The organism is Enterococcus sp. LJL128 (genome assembly GCF_056924295.1).
The window spans coordinates 43,855-65,184 of sequence record NZ_JBXPBP010000001.1 but is presented as its reverse complement, the minus strand read 5'-3'; the positions used below and the strand labels follow the sequence as shown (position 1 = coordinate 65,184).

Here is a 21,330-nt window from a genome sequence, read left to right as displayed (position 1 = left end):
GAGCATGAAACATGCAAAATATGGAAACTCGTTATACTCATAGCCCGGAGGATATTCGTCATTATTCTACTGAACAGCTGAGAGATGAATTTTTAGTAGAGAAGGTGTTTGTTCCTGGTGAAATCAGTCTGACTTATACCCATAATGACCGAATGATTTTTGGTGGAGTAACGCCAACGAATGCGGCTTTGGAAATTAAACTAGATAAAGAGCTAGGCGTGGATTATTTTCTTGAACGCCGTGAATTAGGGGTAATCAATATTGGCGGACCAGGTTTTATTGAAATCGATGGCGCAAAAGAATCAATGAAGAAACAAGATGGCTATTATATTGGAAAAGAAACTCGCCATGTTGTCTTTTCTTCTGAGGATGCTGCCAATCCTGCAAAATTCTATATCAGCTGTGTACCGGCACATCACAAATATCCTAATGTGAAAATTAGTATTGATGACATTAAACCAATGGAAACTGGTGAGCCGCTAACACTAAATGAACGTAAAATTTATCAATACATTCACCCAAATGTCTGCGAAAGCTGTCAGCTTCAAATGGGATATACGATTTTAGAACCAGGTAGTTCTTGGAATACAATGCCGTGTCATACCCATGAAAGACGGATGGAAGCTTATGTGTATTTTGATATGGAGCAGGACACACGTGTCTTTCACATGATGGGCAAACCAGATGAAACAAAACATTTAGTAATGGACAATGAGCAGGCAGCAATTTCACCAAGCTGGTCTATTCATTCTGGTGTTGGAACTAGTAACTATTCATTTATTTGGGCAATGTGCGGCGAAAATATCACATATACTGACATGGATATGGTGCCGATGGATCAATTAAAATAGACAACTGGCTGCTAAAGCAATGTATTTAAAGTTTTAAATGGATAGAAATAATGGAGCACTTAGTTTGCTCCCTTTAATAAAAAAGAAAAGAGGCAGATGAAATTATGGATTTTAAGATGGACAGCTTCAGATTAGATGGAAAAATCGCCTTAGTTACTGGGGCAGTATATGGTATCGGGTTTGAGATTGCCAGCTCTTTAGCTGCAGCAGGTGCTACAATCGTGTTTAACAATATTGATGAAAAATCAGTTAATGACGGGATTGAAAATTATAAAAAAGTCGGAATCGATGCAAAAGGTTATGTTTGCGATGTAACCAATGAAGAACAGGTTCAGGCAATGGTTAAACAAATTAAAGAAGAAGTTGGCGTTATCGATATTCTGGTAAACAACGCTGGTATCATTAAGCGTACACCAATGCATGAAATGGAAGCTGCAGATTTTCGTCAAGTCATTGATATTGATTTGAATGGTCCTTTCATTATGTCTAAAGCTGTTCTTCCGGGAATGATGGAGCAAAACAGCGGCAAGATTATCAACATCTGCTCAATGATGAGTGAGTTAGGACGGGAAACAGTTAGTGCGTATGCAGCTGCTAAAGGCGGCCTGAAAATGTTGACAAAGAATATTGCTTCTGAGTATGGTGAGTATAATATTCAATGTAACGGCATTGGCCCAGGCTACATTGCAACACCGCAAACAGCACCGTTGCGTGAGGAGCAAGCGGATGGTTCTCGTCATCCTTTCGACCAATTTATTGTTGGCCGGACGCCGGCAGCTCGCTGGGGTACACCGGATGATCTTGCTGGGCCTGCTGTATTCCTAGCATCGAAAGCCTCTGACTTTGTTAACGGACACATTTTGTATGTAGACGGCGGTATTCTAGCTTACATTGGTAAACAACCATAATCAGCTTTTAATCACCTAAGTAAAAGAAAATATGTATGAATGGTTTTCTAAGTAATATGTTTCTGAAACTAAAAAAATTCCTAAGTAAATAAAATCGACAGAGCTGTCCTTTCATATGCGTGAATGAAGGGAATAAACAGCTCTGTTTTTTTATAGAACTACTCCTTTAGATAGATATTCTGTCTAAAAAAGAGCAGCAGCAGTAAATTTTTTATCCATTAAGAAGCTAAGTAAACGTATAAATGAAGAAACAGACTCCACAACAAAATAAGAGGGATTCACAGAAATCTGAGCAATCATTTCTATGATTTCCTTTTACTCATCTAAAACGATCCTTCCTATTCACAGAGACTTTCATATATGCCGAAAGCAATCTCTTGTTTTAACCTTAATTATGCTTGATGATGATCAAAAAACACAACTTCCTGAGTATGATGCCTTTTCAAAAATTCTTTTGGTGTCATACCAAATTCTTTTTTGAAGCATTTAAGAAAATGAGGATAAGATTTGAAGCCGCACTGCAGATAAATCTCATTAGAATTCTTATAAGTCACTAACAATTGCTTGGCATAGAGCAATTTCTTTTTTAAGACATAATTATGAAAGGTGAAACCTGTGCTGCTTTTAAAGGTACGGGAAATATAATATTTACTGACAAAAAATTCTTTTGCTACATCGTCCAAGGTTAGAGGCTCGCTGAGATTTTCTGAGACGTAATTCATCAAGTCTTCAATCAAGGTATTTTCCGTGGCCTGTTTTGGTTGAACCTCTTTTTCCTCATTCATTACCAGCTTGTTCAAATAAATGAGAAAGTTTACAAACTGTTGTTCATACATTAAATCTAATCCATATTCTTTCTTATCTGCTGGTGCTTCAATCAGTGAAAGATAATAACGCAGCTTTTCCGGATCAGTCTGAATAATTTTGCTCTTTGTACGGCCAGTTGGATGAAAACAGCGCTCCAAATTCGTATATTTACTAGAGCGTTTTTTTAGAAAGCTTGGCGTAATAAACATATAAACTCTTTCAAAAAAATCAGAGTTCTGTTTGACGATGCGGTGAAGGTCCAGGTTGTGGATAAAAATTACCGAACCTGGTTTTAAAAGATACTGTTGACCATCCAAATAAAATTCGGCTGTACCCATTAAGGTACAATGAATCTCATAAAAATCATGGTAATGATAAAGCGTTTTCTCTTGGATGACAAAATCCTTAACATGAAAGACTTCATAGTCATTGGAAATCATCGAATTTACTAGTGAAGTATTGATCAATTTAGAGTCTGTCAAAATGAACTCCCCCTTATTTCAAAAATGTATCCGCTTCTATAATACACTAAAAATACACTGAAAAGGCTTTATATGCAATTTTTGACAGTAATTTAGCAATTTTTATTATATAAATAATTTTGTTGACTTGTTAAACTAAGTACATACCTAGTGTTGAAAGCGCTTTGAAAAAACTCGAGTAATAATAGAACAAAGAATCGAAAAGGAGTTAATGCAGCGATGATTATTAAACAGGAATTATTTGTACCGAAAGAAACGGTTGAAGAAAAAATTGATTTGATGATTGAAAATCTGACAACTATTAAAGATAACAGTGGAGAATTCCTATTGGACTTTGATGGATTAAAGGTTGATGATAAGAGCTGGACAATTTGGAACTGGCCTCAAGGTGTCGGCTTGTATGGGATCTATAAGAACTATCGGATTACTAAAAATGAAAAGGCTTTACAAGTTGTAAATGATTGGTTTGATGCCCGCATGAAAGAAGGAGCACCGCCTAAAAATGTCAACACAATGGCTCCGCTGCTGACGATGGCTTATCTCTATGAGGATACGAAAGATCCTAAATACGTTCCTTACTTGGAGCAATGGGCGGAATGGGTCATGCATGATATGCCTAGAACAAACGAAAACGGACTGCAGCATGCGACTTATGGTCCCCCAAATACTAATCAGCTTTGGGATGATACGTTGATGATGACTGTTCTGCCGCTGGCGAAAATTGGTAAGCTCTTAAATCGCCCTCATTATTTGGAAGAGGCAAGGCACCAGTTTCTGATTCACATCAAATATTTGATGGATAAAAAGACTGGCCTTTGGTATCACGGATGGACTTTTGAAGGCAATCATAACTATGCCGAAGCATTGTGGGCCAGAGGTAACTGCTGGATTACGATTGCAATTCCTGAAATTATTGAAATTTTAGAGCTTCCTGAAGGAGATGGATTAAGAGCCTTCCTAATTAATACACTAAACGCTCAGGTAGCATCTCTTGCAGACTACCAGCATGAGTCAGGACTGTGGCATACATTGCTGAATGATCCTGATTCGTATCTGGAATCCTCTGCGACTGCCGGCTTTGCATATGGTATTTTGAAAGCTGTTCATAAACGCTATATCAGCAGTGACTATGAAGCGGTTGCTTATAAAGCGATGGCTGGTCTATTAGAAGAGATTGATGAAAAAGGAGAAGTTCAGCATGTTTCAATCGGAACAGGGATGGGTGATGATTTGGACTTCTACCGCAACATTGGTATGACAGCAATGCCTTATGGACAGTCATTGACGATTCTGTGTCTGACAGAACTGCTTGTTTCTTATTGCTAAAAACAGGAGGAAAAATGATGAAAATGAAACATCTTATTACGGGGCTGCTGCTGTCAACAGCTGGTCTGATAGCATTAAGCGGCTGTAGTCAATCCGAAGCAGCTGACGATGGAAAGGTTGTGCTGCGGTATGCTTATGCCAGTAACAGCCAGCCGGTTATCGATTCTATGCAGGAATTTGGCCGCTTAGTTGAAGAAAAAACAAACGGAGAAGTAAGTATTGAGTATTTTCCCGATGGACAGCTAGGTGGGGAAACTGAGCTGATTGAACTGACTCAAACGGGCGGAATTGATTTTACAAAGGTTAGCGGTTCTGCACTGGAAAGCTTTTCAAAGGATTATTCAATCTTTGCTGTACCTTACATCTTTGATAATGAAGAGCACTTTTTTGAAGTGATGGAGAATCAGGAAATCATGGATGAGATTTATCACTCAACTGAAGACTTAGGATTCATTGGTCTAACCTACTATGACTCTGGTCAGCGAAGCTTTTATATGACAGGCGGTCCTGTGAATACACCTGAGGATTTAAAAGGGAAAAAGATTCGAGTGATGCAAAGTGAAACAGCGATTAAGATGGTGGAGCTCTTAGGCGGATCACCCGTTCCCATGGGCAGTTCGGAAGTTTATACTTCATTGCAGTCAAACTTAATTAATGGCGCCGAAAATAATGAGTTCGTACTATATACAGCAGGACACGGCGGCGTTGCGAAGTATTACTCTTATGATGAGCATACTCGCGTACCGGATATTGTAATCATGAATGATGATGTGAAAGAACGTCTTACAGATGCGCAGTATGAAGCAGTTGTTGAAGCTGCTAAAGAATCCACTGAATTTGAAAAAGAAGTATTTAAAAAGGCGGTTGAGGAAGAGAAAAAAATTGCCGAGGAAGAGTATGGTGTGGTTTATAACGATGTAGACAGTGCGCCTTTCCAGGAAGCCGTTCAGCCGCTTCATGATCAATTCAAAAATGATAAAAACTACAGCGATTTATACGAGAAAATTCGTGCTGTAGCAGACGAAATGAACTAGGAGGTCACTATGAAAACGGTAAGGAATATTTTAGATAAATGTTTAGAGGTTTTCGGAGCTGTGCTGCTGGCAGTTATGATTTTAGTCGTTCTCTATCAAGTATTTGCCAGAACTGTGCTGAATAATCCTAATACAATTACCGAAGAGTTTGTTCGATTTGGTCTAGTTTGGCTGTCGATGCTGGCCTCTGCTTATGTAGTGGGAAAAAGAAGTCATTTAGCAGTAACGCTGCTAAGTGATCATTTGAAGGGCGGCAACAAACGTCTTTTAGAAATTGTTGTACAAATTTTATTCTTGTTGTTTGCTGCAGTTATCATGGTATTCGGCGGCTGGAAAGCTGTAACAGTAACTATGGGACAAATTTCGCCATCGCTTTCTATTCCGATGGGCTATGTCTATCTGGCAGTTCCAATATCGGGAGTGATTATGTTTATTTACAGCTTATTGAATCTACTGGAAAAACCAGTAGAAGAAAGTGTTCAGGAGGGGGAATAAAAGATGGCGTTGGAAGCTGGTTTAATACTATTTATCGTTTTTGCCATACTGCTGATATTAGGAATGCCGATTGCAATCAGTATCGCCGTTTCTTCTATAGCCACATTATTGTTAGTTGTTCCATTTGATATTGCAGTATTTACTTCTGCTCAAAAAATGGTGTCCAGTCTAAATAGCTTTTCGTTGGTCGCAATACCGTTCTTTGTTCTCTCGGGAATTATTATGAATGGTGGAGGAATAGCGGAAAAGCTCGTTAATTTTGCCATGTTGTTTGTCGGTCGGGTACCAGGAGGCTTAGCACATACGAATGTTTTAGGTAATGCGCTGTTCGGTTCAATGTCAAGCTCAGCGATTGCTGCTTCAACAGCCATTGGCGGAGTGTTGATTCCTCAGCAGGTAAAGGCTGGGTATGACCGGAAGTTTGCAACAGCAGTGAACATTGCTTCTGCACCAACAGGCATGGTTATCCCGCCCAGTACAGCATTTATCATGTATTCGCTGGTTGCCAGTGGTGCATCGATTTCCTCATTGTTTCTCGGCGGTTATCTGGTAGGTGCTCTATGGTGCATCGGAATTATGATTGTTGCATTTATCCATGCTAAGAAAAACAACTATAAAACAGTTACTCGTTCTGAAATTGGAGCAGTTGGCACAGTGCTGAAAGAAGCGCTGCCAAGTGTGATGCTGATTGTTATTATTATCGGCGGAATCTTAACAGGTTTGTTTACCGCAATCGAAGCGTCAGCAATTGCGGTTGCCTATTCATTGCTCATTGCGATGTTTTTCTACAAAACAGTAACGGTGAAAGACATTCCTAAAATGCTAAAGGATGCGGTGTTAACAACGGGAACGATTGCTTTCTTATTGGCAACATCTTCAATGATGTCCTTTGCAATGGCTTTTACCGGCATTCCTCAAGCAATTAGTGCAGCGATTTTAGGTCTGACAACAAATAAACTGTTAGTACTGCTGCTGGTAAATATTGTATTGTTATTAGTTGGAATGTTTATGGATGTAGGTCCGGCAATCTTGATTTTCACACCAATTTTTCTGCCGGTTGTAACCAGTGTTGGCGTAGATCCTGTTCATTTTGGACTTTTTGCCATCATGAATCTGTGTGTCGGCTCAATCACACCGCCTGTAGGAACCGGCCTGTATGTTGGAGCCAGTGTCGGCGGGGTTAAGGCTGAAAAAATGCTCAAGCCGCTTATTCCGTTCTATCTAGCAATTTTAGCGGTACTCTTCTTGATTACCTATTTCCCGCAAGTTGTTATGTGGCTGCCAAATCTCGCTTCTTAATCACATTCACCACTGTTTATCTAATTAATCACCCCAAATTTTTGATTGGATGAACCAACAAACAACCAGAGAAGGCAGTTTTTATAGATTGAAGGGGGGAGCATGCATTATCTGAATTGTAAAATAAGCAAAGGTTTGGACAGGAGTATTAGGATATGGAAAGTAAGAAAACAAGAAACGCTGCGTGGGAATTGAGTAGCGGATGATTGAGACTTATGTAGAGCTTTTCATATTTTCAATAGGACTCGATTTTTTTCCAAAGAGTCTGCTTCTGAAATACCGTTTTAGGGGATGGCGACATGCAACTGTCACATCCTCTGTTTCTTATTTATAGCAGTGGACAATTTAAAATGATGCCCGCTGGTTATTTTCTGGGTAACACGAATTTTATTTTACGTGTGATGCAAGGCTTTCAAGTATATGAAGCAATCAATAAAAGAATTTACTAATAAAGTGAGGGTACTAATTTGTATAATTTAACAGTTCGAGGCCATGATTTAACAGGAGGGTACTCTATAACAGATTTGCCGGCAAAAATTAAAGAAGCTGGCATAGAAAATGTTCAACTGGCATTAGGTATGTCGTTTCCGAAATTAGCAAGCGGCAAGGAAAACTTATCTCCAGGATTTGGAACATTTATAAAAAATGAATTTATGAAAAGTGGTGTTCAAATTGCCATTTTGAGCTGCTATATCAATATGATTCATCCTAATCAAGATACAAGGGAGGAGCTTCTGCAGAAATTTGAAGCTTACGTACAGTATGCAAAATACTTTGGTGCTTCTATGGTAGCTTCTGAAACTGGGAATGTCTTACCAGAAATTGTCTTTACGGAACAGAATTTTACAGAAGGAGCTTTTGAATTAGCCGTTGAATCGATTCAGCGGCTGGTGAAGTGTGGAGAAAAGTACGGTATTTTAGTAGGAATCGAGCCGGGTTTAAACCATCCGATTTACTCTGTTGAGCGTATGAATCAGCTGATACAACGAATTGATTCTGATTATTTGGGTGTTGTTTTGGATGCGACCAATTTGATTACCGCTGCAAACTATCAGCAGCAAACCACTATTTTAAAACAGGCATTTGAGCTGTTTGGTGAAAAAATTGCTGCAATTCACCTGAAAGATTTTGTTATTGAAGCTGGAAAGGTTATTCCAGCAGCTGTAGGAGAAGGCTTGATGGACATCGAAGGGATGTTGGAGATTATTAATACTCATAAACCTTTGATAAATATTGTTTTGGAAGAAACAAAAAATGAGAAAATCAGTAGAGCTAGAGAATTAATAGCCAAATTTAAATAAATTACAGTGTAATCAAGTAATAAAGTCTCTTCAAAAATATCTAGGGACTAGATCAGATAAACGTTTTTAATAGTAGTCGATTTATTTTGGCAAAAAAGAAAGTTCATAGAGAAGTCTAATGTAAAAAATTATAGCTCAGCATTAGACGAACGAACTTCCGACCCAGGACAAACGCATGAAGGAAAAAGAAAGTGAGAAAATTGAAAGAATCTGTTTTCCTGTTGGTAGTAATGAACTAGACTGAAACTATCAATTCAATGTAGAAGGGCACTTTTTTCATGAAGGTCCTCTTTGTTTTTCATCTCAAGTCACTGATTCTCGTCAAGCACGCAAGGTGGTTCATTCATTATCAGCTAGTGTGATGATTGTTTTTTTGCTACTTGGTAAATTGTAACGAATGGGAAGAAAGTCATTTTTTCGCTTTGCGTAATAAAACGATTTTGAAACACTTTATTAGTTTGGAAAATGGTGTTCCTTCAAAAGACACCATTTGTCGAGTCATGGGAATGATTTATCTCTATCGAGTACAGGATTGTCTCCAATAGGAAGGAGCCAGTAAAGAATTGAAGCAGCTGTAGAAGCAATAGGGAATTACTCGCTGTTAGTATAAGGAATACAGCGAGTTTGACGCTATTTAGGAATGGAATAGGCACGATTTTAGCTGAGTCGCTTCCGGCTAGCTGTTTCAATTCATTAGTGCGGTCTCCGGATTTCTGTTTTGCCCTTGACTAAGTATCTATAATCAAGAGAGTTAGTTTCATACTTTTGTCGTACTTCCAACTGGAACCTCGTTTACTTTAAAAATAGCCTATGCTATATTAATTTTATAAAGAGGTTCTTGTTATCGAGTTGGAGGAGTAAAAATGAAAAAGAAAAATAGTGTGGGAAAAAGAAAAAAAGATGAAACCGGCAATTTTTTTTTCGGAAATATTCTTTTAGGGATTGGTTTGTTTATGCTGTTTAACCGAGTCTATGTAAGTTCTTCTTGGTATAGCACGAACTTTTTCAGATTTGGCCGGTATGGTTTTTCTAACGGATTGGTAGTTATTCCGCTAATTGCCGGGATTGTTTTGTTTTTCTATAATATGAAATCGGTGATAGCTAAGCTATTGATGGGTTTAGGTGTTGTTCTAATCGTCTTTAGTATTATTACTAGCGTGCATATTCGCTTAATGGCAACACCGCTTTATGTTTATATCTTGATTATGGTATTGATAGGTGCTGGTGGAGGAATGACCTTAAAGGCTTTAATGAATGAAAGAAAATAAGTGTATTAGTTTGAATAACTGTTTTACATCAAAGCTGCTTGTAAGACTAAAAATTAAATAACAGCGTAGAGCTTAAAACAAAAATCCGATTTTGTTTTAAGCTCTTTTTTGATTAAAAGAAACGATATGAGTCATCTAGGTGGCTGATTGAAAGTAACTGATTCTTTCTACCTTGCCGGTGTGACTGGAAAGATACCTTCCTCTAATACTGCGAAAAATAAGAACCTTAAATAATAGAGAAACTGGTAAAGCCTTTAACGCTAGCCGATTTTTCTGTAGCTGCTGGGGGAAAGACCAGTTCTTTTTTTAAACAAACGACTGAAATAAGCAAAGTTTTCCAAACCAACTTCCATTGCAATTTCTTTGATGGACTGCTTGGAATAGCGAAGTAAATCTTTCGCATAAGAGATTTTCTTATTAATCTGATAGCTAATAGGCGGTTGGCCAATATAGCGGGAAAAATCTTTGTTCAACTGGTATTTGTTGACATGAAATAGCTTTTCCAGCTGTTCCATGGAAATGACCTCTTTAAAATACTGATCCAGAAAATCCTTCATAGCAAGTACGTGATCAGGAATTTCTTCATAGGTAAAATCCAGCTGATTTTTCTGAAGCAAAAGCTCGTTTAACAGCTGATGAAGTAAAACCGAAACCTGATAATCCGTCTGGGCGTGCTGATTTTCTTGTATTAGCAGCATCTGATTGATAATCAAATGAATAGGATTAGCTAGTGTGTTCATTTCTGTGTGAAAAACATTTGTGCCATTTTTCATAAATTCCTGATAGAAGGCCTCTGCATTTCCGCCAAAAAAATGAATCCAATCCATTTCCCAAGGCTCGTCGCTGGTTGTCTGATAGTGCTGATACTCACGGCAGTCGATAAAGAAAACGTCACCCTTTTTCAAAATATAATGTTGATTCTTATAGATTAGTTTTCCTTCCCCAGAATGTGTAAATTTGACTAAAAAAGACGGGAGATTTGCTCGTTCAGTAAAGTAGGGCTGATGAGCCTTAAAGTGACCGATTTCCTGAATATAATAGAAGAGCTCGCGGCTTTTCTGATCAGGTGTATTAATGTATCGAGTAGAGTCAGGGCTCCATGAATGATTCGCATTTTCCCAATAGGACATAGCTAATTTCCCTCCTTTAAATGTATATACCAAGATAGTGCAATTATATATCAAAATTGTGTGATGTAAAAGGATTGATTTGATACTATTATTACTTTGTAAACAAATAAATAAACTATTTTTGCTAAAAATGACATCGCTTTATTTTTATATCAAAAAAGTGTAATAGAAGGTGGAAGAATGAAAGAAGCATATATTGCCGTCGATATTGGTGCTTCCAGCGGTCGGCTGATGAAAAGTAATTATGAGCTAGATGGTCGGATTACTTTAGAAGAGGTTCATCGCTTTAAAAATGGCTTTTCCCAAAAAGATGGGCATGATCGCTGGGAAATCAACCGTCTGATAGAGGAAATAATTAACGGGTTGGAAAAAGTCAAACAATCCGGTATAGAGAAATGCTATGTGGGAATTGATACTTGGGCGGTTGATTATTGTTTAATTGATAAGCACGGCTGCTTAAAAGAGGCGCCTATTTCTTATCGGGATGATCGGACGAAAGGCGCTGTACAGGAATTTACCAGACACTATTCCTTAGAAAAGCTTTATGAGAAAACCGGCATTCAGATTCAGCCCTTCAACACTATTTTTCAGCTGCTGGCAGAAGACCAGCAAAAACTGAGGGAGGCACACCAGCTGCTGCTGATTCCTGATTATATAGGCTACGTGTTTACTGGGAAGGCAGTAACAGAAAAGACAAACGCTTCAACCATGCAGCTCTTAAATCCGGAAAGCAAAAATTGGGATGGTGAATTGTTAAAGCTGGTTGGTCTTAGAGAAGAACAGCTGCCCCCATTAGTAGAAGCTGGGACAGTACTGGGTACTCTTTTGCAAGAAAAATTCCCAACAAGGGATTTGCCGGAAGCCACATTTATTACTGTAGCAACACACGACACAGCTTCTGCAGTCATCGGAACTCCAGGCTGCGGGGAAAACTGGGCATATATTAGCAGCGGTACCTGGTCTCTTCTAGGAATCGAGACAACGTTGTTTAATGTTTCTCGACAAGCATTTTTTGAAAACTACACAAATGAATGGGGCGCCCATAACACGATTCGCTTTTTGAAAAATATTATGGGAATGTGGCTGATTCAGGAGGTTGCAAGAATGCAGAAATATCAGTATAGCTATGCGGAGCTTGCCGAGCAGGCTGCTGCGGCTCCTGGATTTCAGCAGTTCATTGATGTGAATGACCCAGTATTTCTAAATCCAGATAATATGATTGAAGCATTACAAAGCTATTGCCGCAATACGAATCAAAAGGTTCCAGAAACAGCCGGCGAATTGGCCAGATGTATCTACGATAATCTAGCCCTTTGCTATGCTGTAGAGCTGGAAAAAATGGAAGGCTTGACTGGAACTGGAGAAAAAATCAATAAGCTTCATATTGTCGGGGGCGGTGCAAATAATCTATTTCTTAATCAGCTGACTGCTAATGCAGCGGGCATTCCAGTTGAAGCAGGCCCTGGTGAAGCAACTGCCATTGGCAATATTCTAATGCAGATGATTGCTACTGGAATTTTTAGCAATCTTGAAGAAGCCCGCAAGGTGATTCAAAAATCCTTTGATTTTTCTATTCATCAGCCGGAGCCATTTGATAATCAAATTATTGAAGCATATAAATCTATGATAGAAGGAGCAAAAAAGTAAATGACTGATGTAAAACAACGCTACGAAGATGCTAAAAAACGATATGCTGCTGTTGGTGTGGACACGGATGCAGTAATGAAGAAAATGGACGACGTAAAAATTTCCATGCATGTTTGGCAGGGGGATGATGTTAAAGGGTTTCTAAGTGACGAGGAGCTTTCCGGAGGAATATCTGTTACCGGCAACTATCCCGGGGCAGCACGTACACCGGATGAGCTGAGACAGGATTTGGAAAAAGCCTATGGACTGATTCCGGGGAATCATAAACTAAACCTGCATGCGATTTATCTTGATACAGATGAAGCAGTTGATTTAAATGAAATTGAGCCGAAGCATTTTGAAAAATGGGTCTCTTGGGCTAAAGAGCAAAAGCTGGGATTGGACTTTAACCCGACCTTTTTCTCTCATCCAATGTACAAGGATGGATTTACTCTAGCATCACCAGATAAGGAAGTTCGCGATTTTTGGATTGAACATGGAAAACGTTCAAGAAGGGTTGCTGAATATTTTGGAAAAGAGCTGGGACAGGTTTGTGTAAATAATTTCTGGGTTCCTGATGGCTTTAAAGACAACCCTATCGACCGTTTGGCGCCAAGAAGAAGATTGATGGAGTCTCTTGATGAGATTTTTTCAGAAGAGCTAAGCACAGAGTATACGCTGGATGCGGTTGAAAGCAAACTGTTCGGGATTGGTTCAGAAGCCTATACGGTTGGTTCTCATGAATTTTATATGGGCTATGGGTTAACTAGAAACAAGCTTGTCTGTTTGGATGCTGGTCATTTCCATCCAACGGAAGTGATTTCCAATAAACTGTCTTCCTTGTCTCTATTTAGTAAAGGGATTCTTCTACATGTGAGCCGTCCGATTCGCTGGGACAGTGATCATGTGGTCATTATGGACGACGAGTTACAGGAAATCGGTAGAGAGCTGGTTCGCAACGACTTGCTGCCAATAACAAATATTGGCTTGGATTTCTTTGATGCAACGATTAACCGGATAGCAGCTTGGGTGATTGGTACAAGAAATACTCAAAAAGCGATTATGAAGGCAATGCTTGAACCAACCGAAGAGCTGAAGGCTATCGAAAATTCAGGAGATTATACAACTCGTTTAGCGATGATTGAAGAACTAAAGGATTTTCCATTCGCTGATGTCTGGAATTATTACTGTGAAATAAATGGAGTACCTGTAAATTTAGACTGGCTTGCTGAAGTTAAGCAGTATGAAAAAGACGTATTGAGTCAAAGAATGACTGGTAATGGTAAAGAAAGCTGCCGTTTTTCGTAGAAAAAAGCTTATTAATGGAAAATCGAAGGAGAGACAAACAGAATGATGAAAAAAATGGATATGCTACATGCACCTTTTGTGCAGGAAATGACAAAAACTACGGCAAATCTTTACCGCTTAGGCTGGGATGAACGGAACGGAGGAAATATTTCTTATCTGCTAACAGAAGAAGAAATCCTACCCTTTCTTAATCCGGAAAATGTGCTTAGAACAATCCCAATGATTTTTGACGGCAGTAAGCTGGCGGGCAAATATTTTATCGTGACAGGTTCAGGGAAATACTTCAAGAATGTTTGCGATGCTCCTGCTGAAAACTTAGGTGTGGTGCGCGTAAGCAAGGACGGAAGTGCTGTAGAGCTCTTATGGGGTTTAGAGAACAATGCTGTACCAACCAGTGAGCTTCCCAGCCATTTCATGAGCCATATCGCTCGTTTGGAAGTTGATCCTGACAATCGGATTATCATGCACAACCATGCCAGCCATTTGTTGGCTATGAGCTTTACACATGAGCTGGATGAAAAAGCATTTACCCGCACCTTATGGCAAATGTGTACAGAATGCTTAGTTGTTTTCCCGGAAGGCGTTTCTATTATTCCTTGGCTAGTACCTGGAACCAATGAAATCGGTGAAGCAACTGCAGCAAAAATGAAAGAAACGCGCCTTGTTTTATGGCCGCAGCATGGGATTTATGGAGCTGGTAAAGATATGGATGAGGTTTTTGGATTGATTGAAACAGCGGAAAAAGCAGCGGAAATCTATACGTACGTCTGCGCGCAAGGTGGAGTGAGACAGACAATTACCGATGAAAATCTCTGGGCGTTAGCTGATGCCTTTGGTGTAGAACCAAAAGCAGGTTATTTGAAAGAAAAATAGGAGTGCTTAGATGATTAAAAAAGCAGTGAAAATGAAAGTATATCCTGATAAGCATGAAGAATATAAGCAACGGCACGATGAGCTATGGCCGGAAATGAAACAAATGCTTAAAGAATACGGCGCAGTGAGCTATTCAATCTTTTTGGATTCGGAAACAAGTACACTTTTTGCTTATCTGGAGATAAAAGATGAACTGCTGTGGGGAAAAACAGCAGCAACAGCTATTAACCGCAAATGGTGGGATTACATGGCAGATATTATGGAAACCAATCCAGATAACTCGCCAGTTGCAGAGGACCTGTTGCCAGTATTTGAATTATAATGGAATAGATTGAAGAAAAAGAGGATTCTGTTTCAGCTTCTTTTTCTTCAAGGATTTTTTGCAGCGGAAGGCATGGTAAGGGTAATTGGGAAACGTTTACTTTTGCGCAGAAATGAAGAGCTGCGGCTTGGAACCGTCTCTCTTTTAGATAAACTTGTGAAAAATAACACATGAGGAGGAAATAGGAAATGGCAAACAGAATGGTATTAAACGAAACATCGTATTTTGGAAAAGGGGCAATTGCAGAAGTGCCGGGAGAATTCCAAAAAAGAGGCTTTAAAAAAGCGGTTGTGATTACCGACAAGGACTTGGTGCAGTTTGAAGTTGCAACAAAGGTTACGGCTCTGTTGGATGAAGCAAGTATTAGCTATAGTGTCTATGACGGAATTGTTCCAAATCCTACAATTCAGAATGTCAAAGATGGCGTAGAGGCAGTCAAGGAGGCCGGAGCAGACTGCATTATTGCGATTGGCGGCGGCTCTCCTATTGATACAGCGAAAGCAATCGGGATTATTGTAAACAATCCAGAGTTCGCTGATGTCCGCAGCTTGGAGGGCGTGGCGGCAACCAAGCAGCCTTGCTTGCCTATCTTAGCCGTGCCAACCACTTCAGGTACTGCAGCGGAAGTAACAATTAACTACGTAATAACAGACGAAGAGAACCATCGTAAGTTTGTTTGTGTTGATCCTCATGATATTCCAATTGTGGCTTTTGTAGACAGTGATATGATGATGGGAATGCCGAAGGCACTGGCTGCCGCTACAGGCATGGACGCCATGACGCATGCGATTGAAGGCTATATTACCAAAGGTGCCTGGGAAATGACGGACATGCTTCATATCAAAGCGATTGAAATCATCGGTCGTTCGCTAAGAGATTCTGTCGCTGGTCATCAGGCTGGACGGGAAGCTATGGCGCTGGGACAATATATTGCCGGTATGGGCTTTTCCAATGTAGGATTGGGACTGGTTCACGGGATGGCCCATCCATTGAGTGCTTGGTATAACATTCCTCATGGTGTGGCCTGCGCTTCTTTATTGCCAACGGTTATGAAATTTAATAAGGATTTTACCGGAGAAAAGTATCGGGATATCGCCCTAGCATTAGGGATTAAAGACGCAGAAACATTGTCCATCGAAGCGGTGCGTGATGCAGCCTGTGAAGGGATTGATCAGTTGAGCAAGGATGTAGGAATCCCAGCTACCATTTCTGAACTGGGCGTGAAAGCTGAAGACATTCCACAGATTGCTGCTGATGCCTTTAAAGATGTCTGTACACCAGGCAATCCAAGAGATGCTTCAGTGGAAGAGATTATTTCTCTTTATCAAAGCCTGATGTAAGATATATGAATGAAGAAAACTCGTTGAACTTCTACTCGATAGAAGATTTCAGCGAGTTTTTTATCTGTCGACCGTCAATACTGTAAAAAGAACGGGGGATCGACAGCAGACGAAAACCTTGATATTATTGACTTCTTGTTAAAAGTGCTCTAAAATCTATAAATAAAGAGCAAAAAAAAGCGAGGTCGACAGAAATGCCCTGTTCAGTTCAGTCATAGCAAGGGCTAAACAAGATCCGGTTTTAATCTAAACATAGTGTAATGTGAATCCTTCAAAAAAGAAGACTAGTCAAAAGACTAGCCCTCGTTTTAATCTAAACATACTGTAATGTAAAGCCCATTGTCGCCTGCTGGGAAGCATCAATGTCATTATTTTAATCTAAACACATTGTTGACATAAACTTGAATTCTTTATGTTTTAAAGAGCCAATATAAGATCTGTTCATTAATACTTGACCTTGAGCGATTTTGCTTGTATTATACTACTTGGGCACCTTTGAGAAGGTCAGAAATTGAACATTATCCGCTCCCTATTCTTTTTGGATAGGGGCGTTTTCTTTTTTTATTTGGTATGTCAGTGAAGATTCGTTACTTTCCTAGCTAGATATGTCTGAATAAAAGCTGTTCAATATCCTCTCCAAAATTATCATAAGAAAAGAAGGGGTTTTTGTAATTATGACAAAATATATTTTTGTTACCGGCGGCGTTGTTTCCTCAATCGGAAAAGGAATTGTAGCTGCCTCTCTCGGACGCTTACTTAAAAATCGCGGTTTAAAGGTGACGATTCAAAAATTCGATCCTTACATTAATGTGGATCCGGGAACAATGAGTCCCTATCAGCATGGAGAAGTATTCGTTACAGATGATGGTGCCGAAACAGATTTGGATTTAGGACATTATGAACGCTTTATTGATATCAATTTAAACAAGTATTCAAATGTTACCACAGGAAAAATTTATTCCGAAGTTCTTAGAAAAGAACGTAAGGGGGAGTATCTAGGGGCAACTGTTCAGGTTATTCCTCATATTACCAATGAAATCAAAGACAAGATTATGCGTGCAGCGAAAATGACCGATTCTGATATCATCATTACAGAAGTCGGCGGAACAGTAGGGGATATTGAGTCTCTGCCGTTTCTCGAAGCTTTGCGTCAGATGAAAGCTGATGTAGGAACAGACAATGTGATGTATATCCATACAACCCTAATTCCTTATCTAAAGGCTGCTGGAGAAATGAAAACCAAGCCGACACAGCATAGTGTGAAAGAACTGCGTGGTCTGGGTATCCAGCCAAATATCTTAGTCGTTAGAACGGAATTACCTGTTTCTCAAGGAACTAAAAATAAATTGGCGCAATTCTGCGATGTAGAACCGGAAGCAGTTATTGAATCAAGAGATGTAGAAACGCTTTACTCAATTCCATTGGCTTTACAAGCACAAAACATGGATCAGATTGTCTGTGACCATTTGAAGATTGATGCTCCTGCTGCAGATATGACCGAATGGCGTGCATTGGAAGAAAAAGTATTAAACCTGAAAAAGAAAACCAAAATTGCTCTTGTTGGAAAATATGTTGAACTACCAGATGCGTATATTTCAGTAGTAGAGTCCTTGAAGCATGCAGGCTTTTCATTTGATTCAGAAATTGAAATTGACTGGGTAGATTCACAAGCAGTAACGGCTGAAAATGTTGGTGAATTACTTAGCGGAGCAGATGGGATTTTGGTTCCAGGAGGCTTTGGTGATCGCGGGATTGAAGGGAAAATTGAAGCAATTCGCTATGCTCGTGAAAGTGATGTACCATTTTTAGGAATCTGTCTTGGTATGCAGATGGCTTGCGTGGAATTTGCCCGTAATGTGGTTGGCTTAGAAGATGCCGGATCAGCAGAAACCAATCCGGATATTACCAATAATATTATTGATTTAATGGCAGATCAGGAAAATGTAGAGAATCTGGGTGGAACTCTCCGCTTAGGACTGTACCCTTGCAAACTAAAAAAAGGCAGCGTGACGGCAGCGGCCTATGACAATCAAGAGGTTGTTCAGGAACGCCATCGTCACCGCTATGAATTTAACAATAAATACCGTCAGATTTTCGAAGAAAACGGTCTAGTCTTTTCTGGTGTATCTCCAGATAACCGTCTGGTTGAAATTGTTGAAATTCCAGAGAAGAAATTCTTTGTGGGCTGTCAGTTCCATCCGGAATTGATTTCCCGTCCGAACCGTCCGCAAAAATTGATTCAGGGATTTGTCGGAGCGGCTCTTAAAAATAGTCAAAGTAATTAGTACTTAAAAATAGAGAAAAGCATCTGAGTTTTTTGGCTCAGATGCTTTTTTATTGATAAAGGGGAATAAGCTATCTAGGTATCCTGTAAAGGCTACACAGAAAAGTATTTTGCTAATGTTTGGCTTTACGAGCAAGCTTACTTCAGCAGTAAGGCGAGTCAGTCTCATGATAAAGAACATCATGTTTCTGACTCGCCTTATTGTTTGAGAGAGCTACTTTTGCGTCTACGGTTCTCACTCTGTTGCAATCCTCGAAGCATACAAAGACTGGAACGCCGTTTATTCGGATTTTAGAGAAATAAGAGTTCAGGCATGTACTTATGTCCCACTCACTTTCCTAATTGTAATCAGCCTGGTGCAGCGGGGTTATCATTCTCGGCATTTTCGCCATCACCGCCGCCAGGAGTAACAGGTGGTGTGACGTCGCTGCTGTCAGTTGTTGGCGGCGTTGGTTCTGACGTTTGAGTTGGTGGTTCTTGTGTCGATGTTTCTGTTGGCGGAACGACAGGTGCTTCTGATGTAGATGTACTTGAAGTAGAATCCGTTGTACTGCTGGATTCACTTGTCGTGCTGCTTTCAGTCGAATAGCTGGAGGTGTATACAGGAGCCTGTTGATTGGTTGCACCTTTAACATAAAGCTCAGCACCAATTCGAACAACATCGTCCGGCATAACCCAGTCATCGTTTGAAACATTCTGAGATAGGTAAGTCATCATTTCACGGTATACATCTGATGCAGTTCCCCAGTATTCTGAATGAATCGGTGTCAAACGGTCGTCGTAGCCGGTCCATACTGAAACAGCATAATGCGTAGTGTAGCCAACAAATGTGCTGTCTGGTGCAATATTTGAATAAATACCAATTTTTTCAAGGTCAGCATCTGTATAGTTGGCTGTTCCAGTTTTACCAGCTTGAATCAAGCCGTCAATGCCGGCGTTAAATGCTGTTCCGCCGTTAATAACATCCTTAAGCATATCTGTCATCATATAGGCAGTTGATTCTTTCATTGCCCGTTTACTTTCAGGAGCAAATTCTTCTTCAGAATCGTCTTGATAGACCACCTTGTGAATATACGAAGGCTTGTTGTACATTCCGCCATTTGCAAAAGCGGCATAAGCAGAAGCCAGTTTTAAGGAAGAAACGCCATATTCTTTAGCATCTTCGCCCTCGTTCATATTACTGGAAATCGCATTTGCTTCATTTAAGGTCTTGAATTCAATGCCTAGATTTTTAAGAAATTCTCCAGCCTTATCTTTTCCAACTGCGTTAAATGTTTGAACAGCTGTGGTATTTCGTGAACCCATAATCGCCCGTCTCATAGTGAGTGCGCCATAATATTGTAAATCGGCGTTATAAACAGGTGTTTTATCTGTATAAGTCGTTGGCTGATCGTACATAATTTTACCAGTAGAATAATCCAAGTATTCAATCGCTGGTCCATAGTCAATCAATGGTTTCATCGTAGACGCCATGTCTCGCCGATTATTTGTCGCTAGATTTTCCGCCCGCTGAACATCATCAGGGACATTCCGTCGGCCAATCTGAGCGCGTACCTGGCCAGTCTGAACATCAACGACAGTAGAAGCAACCTGCATATTCTCATCTGGGTAAGCAACGTATTCATCAGTGTTAATGATGTCGAATAATTTCTTTTGCGCCTCCATATCAAGATTTGTGTAGATATCAAGGCCGTCAGTATAAACATTTTTACCAGTTTTTTCTTCTACTTCAGCAATTACTGCTGTAACGTAATTATCAACGATTTTTCTTTCATCGCTTGATTCACTTTGAGGCAGCAGACCATCTTCAATCGGCGCTGCTTTCGCCTGTTCATATTCAGCAGTGGTAATTTTATCATTTTCTTTCATCGTATAAAGAACAACATCGCGCCGTTCTTTCGCTAAATCAGGATGGACATAAGGGTCATAGTCATTAGGTGCTTGGGGCATCCCAGCAAGCATCGCTGTCTGCGGCAGGTTCAGTTCTGACAAAGGTTTGCCAAAATAAGTTTCAGCTGCCGTTTGCATCCCGTAAAGACCGTTTGCCATGTATACCTTGTTGATATAATAGGTAAGAATCTCGTCTTTTGATTTTTCTCTTTCCAGCTTGACGGCCATCCAGGCTTCCTGAGCCTTCCGTTTCAATGTCTGATCAGATTCCTTTGTTGAAAAGAAGGAAAGCTTAATCAGCTGCTGAGTCAAGGTACTACCTCCTTGGAGTCCGCCGGTTTTGAAATTTGAAAAGGCAGAACCAATAATCCGAATAGGATCAACCCCGTTGTGCTTATAAAAGCGCTTGTCCTCTACAGAGACAACTGCGTCTTTCAGCAGCTGAGGCACGTCATTCGGCTGAATCAGCTCCCGCTTTTCAGACCCTAGTTCTTCAAAAACGTTATTATTGATATCATAAAGCTTTGAAGAAACTGTATCGCTTAGCCGGTCGTCATCTAAATCCGGCGCATCCTTTGCGTAGGACCAAAAAAGAATGGCACCGCCTAAAAGTGCTGTAAAGCCTAATGAAACTAAAACAATTAATATTCGAATAAAAATATTTTTCTTTTTTTTCGGCTGGCCGTTTGACCCTGAACCAGTCGGGGCTGAACCAGCTGAGAAATGGGAATGTTTCTGTGAACGTGTCCCTAATTCGCTTGACATATACTACCTACTCCTTTATCT

18 protein-coding genes are annotated in these 21,330 nt (G+C 39.9%); 15 read left to right on the top strand and 3 right to left on the bottom strand.

Translation table 11 applies throughout. The features are described 5' to 3' along the window. Positions 1 to 11 precede the first annotated feature (11 nt). Together kduI and AC1Z3K_RS00315 are read left to right on the top strand one after the other, a co-directional pair. Entirely contained in the window at positions 12 to 851 is an 840-nt protein-coding gene (gene kduI, locus AC1Z3K_RS00320) for a 5-dehydro-4-deoxy-D-glucuronate isomerase (protein WP_426081726.1), read from the top strand. Positions 852 to 955: 104 nt separating this feature from the next. Next, the gene (locus tag AC1Z3K_RS00315) at positions 956 to 1,759 is read left to right on the top strand and encodes a gluconate 5-dehydrogenase (protein WP_426081725.1); all 804 of its coding nucleotides are present in this window, start codon (positions 956 to 958) and stop codon (positions 1,757 to 1,759) included. 392 nt (positions 1,760 to 2,151) lie between these two features. Here AC1Z3K_RS00315 and AC1Z3K_RS00310 read toward each other — a convergent pair whose 3' ends face one another. Beyond that, a complete protein-coding gene (locus AC1Z3K_RS00310) occupies positions 2,152 to 3,006 on the bottom strand; it encodes an AraC family transcriptional regulator (protein WP_461731783.1) in 855 nt (284 codons plus the stop codon). A 261-nt stretch (positions 3,007 to 3,267) separates the two neighbouring features. Between AC1Z3K_RS00310 and bglB the strand changes: the two genes are divergently transcribed. From bglB to AC1Z3K_RS00275, 7 genes are all read left to right on the top strand, one after another. Beyond that, positions 3,268 to 4,374: a beta-galactosidase BglB gene (gene bglB, locus AC1Z3K_RS00305; RefSeq protein ID WP_461731453.1), complete on the top strand. Its 1,107-nt coding sequence runs from the start codon at positions 3,268 to 3,270 to the stop codon at positions 4,372 to 4,374. Positions 4,375 to 4,391: 17 nt separating this feature from the next. Next, positions 4,392 to 5,408: a TRAP transporter substrate-binding protein gene (locus tag AC1Z3K_RS00300; RefSeq protein WP_426081722.1), complete on the top strand. Its 1,017-nt coding sequence runs from the start codon at positions 4,392 to 4,394 to the stop codon at positions 5,406 to 5,408. Between the two features lie 9 nt (positions 5,409 to 5,417). Further along, positions 5,418 to 5,903: a TRAP transporter small permease gene (locus AC1Z3K_RS00295; protein ID WP_426081721.1), complete on the top strand. Its 486-nt coding sequence runs from the start codon at positions 5,418 to 5,420 to the stop codon at positions 5,901 to 5,903. A gap of 3 nt (positions 5,904 to 5,906) precedes the next feature. Further along, positions 5,907 to 7,202, top strand: coding sequence for a TRAP transporter large permease (locus tag AC1Z3K_RS00290; RefSeq protein WP_426081720.1), 1,296 nt, complete (start codon positions 5,907 to 5,909; stop codon positions 7,200 to 7,202). 467 nt (positions 7,203 to 7,669) lie between these two features. Next, the gene (locus AC1Z3K_RS00285; RefSeq protein ID WP_461731452.1) at positions 7,670 to 8,503 is read left to right on the top strand and encodes a sugar phosphate isomerase/epimerase family protein; all 834 of its coding nucleotides are present in this window, start codon (positions 7,670 to 7,672) and stop codon (positions 8,501 to 8,503) included. 365 nt (positions 8,504 to 8,868) lie between these two features. Continuing rightward, entirely contained in the window at positions 8,869 to 9,048 is a 180-nt protein-coding gene (locus AC1Z3K_RS00280) for a transposase family protein (protein WP_426081718.1), read from the top strand. A gap of 318 nt (positions 9,049 to 9,366) precedes the next feature. Then, positions 9,367 to 9,771, top strand: coding sequence for a hypothetical protein (locus AC1Z3K_RS00275; RefSeq protein WP_461731451.1), 405 nt, complete (start codon positions 9,367 to 9,369; stop codon positions 9,769 to 9,771). Between the two features lie 260 nt (positions 9,772 to 10,031). Here AC1Z3K_RS00275 and AC1Z3K_RS00270 read toward each other — a convergent pair whose 3' ends face one another. After that, entirely contained in the window at positions 10,032 to 10,901 is an 870-nt protein-coding gene (locus tag AC1Z3K_RS00270; protein ID WP_461731450.1) for a helix-turn-helix domain-containing protein, read from the bottom strand. 180 nt (positions 10,902 to 11,081) lie between these two features. On the opposite strand from AC1Z3K_RS00270, the gene rhaB reads away from it, so the two are divergent. The 6 genes from rhaB to AC1Z3K_RS00240 all read left to right on the top strand — a co-directional run bounded on the left by rhaB (position 11,082) and on the right by AC1Z3K_RS00240 (position 18,655). Further along, positions 11,082 to 12,548: a rhamnulokinase gene (gene rhaB / locus AC1Z3K_RS00265; RefSeq protein WP_461731449.1), complete on the top strand. Its 1,467-nt coding sequence runs from the start codon at positions 11,082 to 11,084 to the stop codon at positions 12,546 to 12,548. Next, positions 12,549 to 13,835 (top strand): L-rhamnose isomerase, encoded by a 1,287-nt coding sequence (gene rhaA / locus AC1Z3K_RS00260; RefSeq protein WP_461731448.1) that lies wholly within the window; start codon positions 12,549 to 12,551, stop codon positions 13,833 to 13,835. Between the two features lie 45 nt (positions 13,836 to 13,880). After that, positions 13,881 to 14,708: a rhamnulose-1-phosphate aldolase gene (gene rhaD, locus AC1Z3K_RS00255; protein ID WP_426081811.1), complete on the top strand. Its 828-nt coding sequence runs from the start codon at positions 13,881 to 13,883 to the stop codon at positions 14,706 to 14,708. Between the two features lie 10 nt (positions 14,709 to 14,718). Next, complete coding sequence (gene rhaM, locus AC1Z3K_RS00250) at positions 14,719 to 15,030, top strand: L-rhamnose mutarotase (RefSeq protein WP_426081713.1); 312 nt, start codon at positions 14,719 to 14,721, stop codon at positions 15,028 to 15,030. 188 nt (positions 15,031 to 15,218) lie between these two features. Next, a complete protein-coding gene (fucO, locus tag AC1Z3K_RS00245) occupies positions 15,219 to 16,370 on the top strand; it encodes a lactaldehyde reductase (protein ID WP_461731447.1) in 1,152 nt (383 codons plus the stop codon). A 674-nt stretch (positions 16,371 to 17,044) separates the two neighbouring features. Beyond that, positions 17,045 to 18,655, top strand: a complete 1,611-nt coding sequence (locus AC1Z3K_RS00240; RefSeq protein ID WP_426081711.1) for a CTP synthase — start codon at positions 17,045 to 17,047, stop codon at positions 18,653 to 18,655. A 347-nt stretch (positions 18,656 to 19,002) separates the two neighbouring features. Here AC1Z3K_RS00240 and AC1Z3K_RS00235 read toward each other — a convergent pair whose 3' ends face one another. Continuing rightward, positions 19,003 to 21,309, bottom strand: coding sequence for a PBP1A family penicillin-binding protein (locus AC1Z3K_RS00235; RefSeq protein ID WP_461731446.1), 2,307 nt, complete (start codon positions 21,307 to 21,309; stop codon positions 19,003 to 19,005). Between the last annotated feature and the right edge of the window lie 21 nt (positions 21,310 to 21,330).

Excerpts from the sequence above, each read along its gene's own strand:
- kduI (WP_426081726.1), top strand. The coding sequence starts at position 12 with ATGCAAAATATGGAAACTCGTTATACTCATAGCCCGGAGGATATTCGT.
- AC1Z3K_RS00315 (WP_426081725.1), top strand. The coding sequence starts at position 956 with ATGGATTTTAAGATGGACAGCTTCAGATTAGATGGAAAAATCGCCTTA.
- AC1Z3K_RS00310 (WP_461731783.1), bottom strand. The coding sequence starts at position 3,006 with ATGATTTCCAATGACTATGAAGTCTTTCATGTTAAGGATTTTGTCATC.
- bglB (WP_461731453.1), top strand. The coding sequence starts at position 3,268 with ATGATTATTAAACAGGAATTATTTGTACCGAAAGAAACGGTTGAAGAA.
- AC1Z3K_RS00300 (WP_426081722.1), top strand. The coding sequence starts at position 4,392 with ATGAAAATGAAACATCTTATTACGGGGCTGCTGCTGTCAACAGCTGGT.
- AC1Z3K_RS00295 (WP_426081721.1), top strand. The coding sequence starts at position 5,418 with ATGAAAACGGTAAGGAATATTTTAGATAAATGTTTAGAGGTTTTCGGA.
- AC1Z3K_RS00290 (WP_426081720.1), top strand. The coding sequence starts at position 5,907 with ATGGCGTTGGAAGCTGGTTTAATACTATTTATCGTTTTTGCCATACTG.
- AC1Z3K_RS00275 (WP_461731451.1), top strand. The coding sequence starts at position 9,367 with ATGAAAAAGAAAAATAGTGTGGGAAAAAGAAAAAAAGATGAAACCGGC.
- AC1Z3K_RS00270 (WP_461731450.1), bottom strand. The coding sequence starts at position 10,901 with ATGTCCTATTGGGAAAATGCGAATCATTCATGGAGCCCTGACTCTACT.
- rhaB (WP_461731449.1), top strand. The coding sequence starts at position 11,082 with ATGAAAGAAGCATATATTGCCGTCGATATTGGTGCTTCCAGCGGTCGG.
- rhaA (WP_461731448.1), top strand. The coding sequence starts at position 12,549 with ATGACTGATGTAAAACAACGCTACGAAGATGCTAAAAAACGATATGCT.
- rhaD (WP_426081811.1), top strand. The coding sequence starts at position 13,881 with ATGAAAAAAATGGATATGCTACATGCACCTTTTGTGCAGGAAATGACA.
- rhaM (WP_426081713.1), top strand. The coding sequence starts at position 14,719 with ATGATTAAAAAAGCAGTGAAAATGAAAGTATATCCTGATAAGCATGAA.
- fucO (WP_461731447.1), top strand. The coding sequence starts at position 15,219 with ATGGCAAACAGAATGGTATTAAACGAAACATCGTATTTTGGAAAAGGG.
- AC1Z3K_RS00240 (WP_426081711.1), top strand. The coding sequence starts at position 17,045 with ATGACAAAATATATTTTTGTTACCGGCGGCGTTGTTTCCTCAATCGGA.
- AC1Z3K_RS00235 (WP_461731446.1), bottom strand. The coding sequence starts at position 21,309 with ATGTCAAGCGAATTAGGGACACGTTCACAGAAACATTCCCATTTCTCA.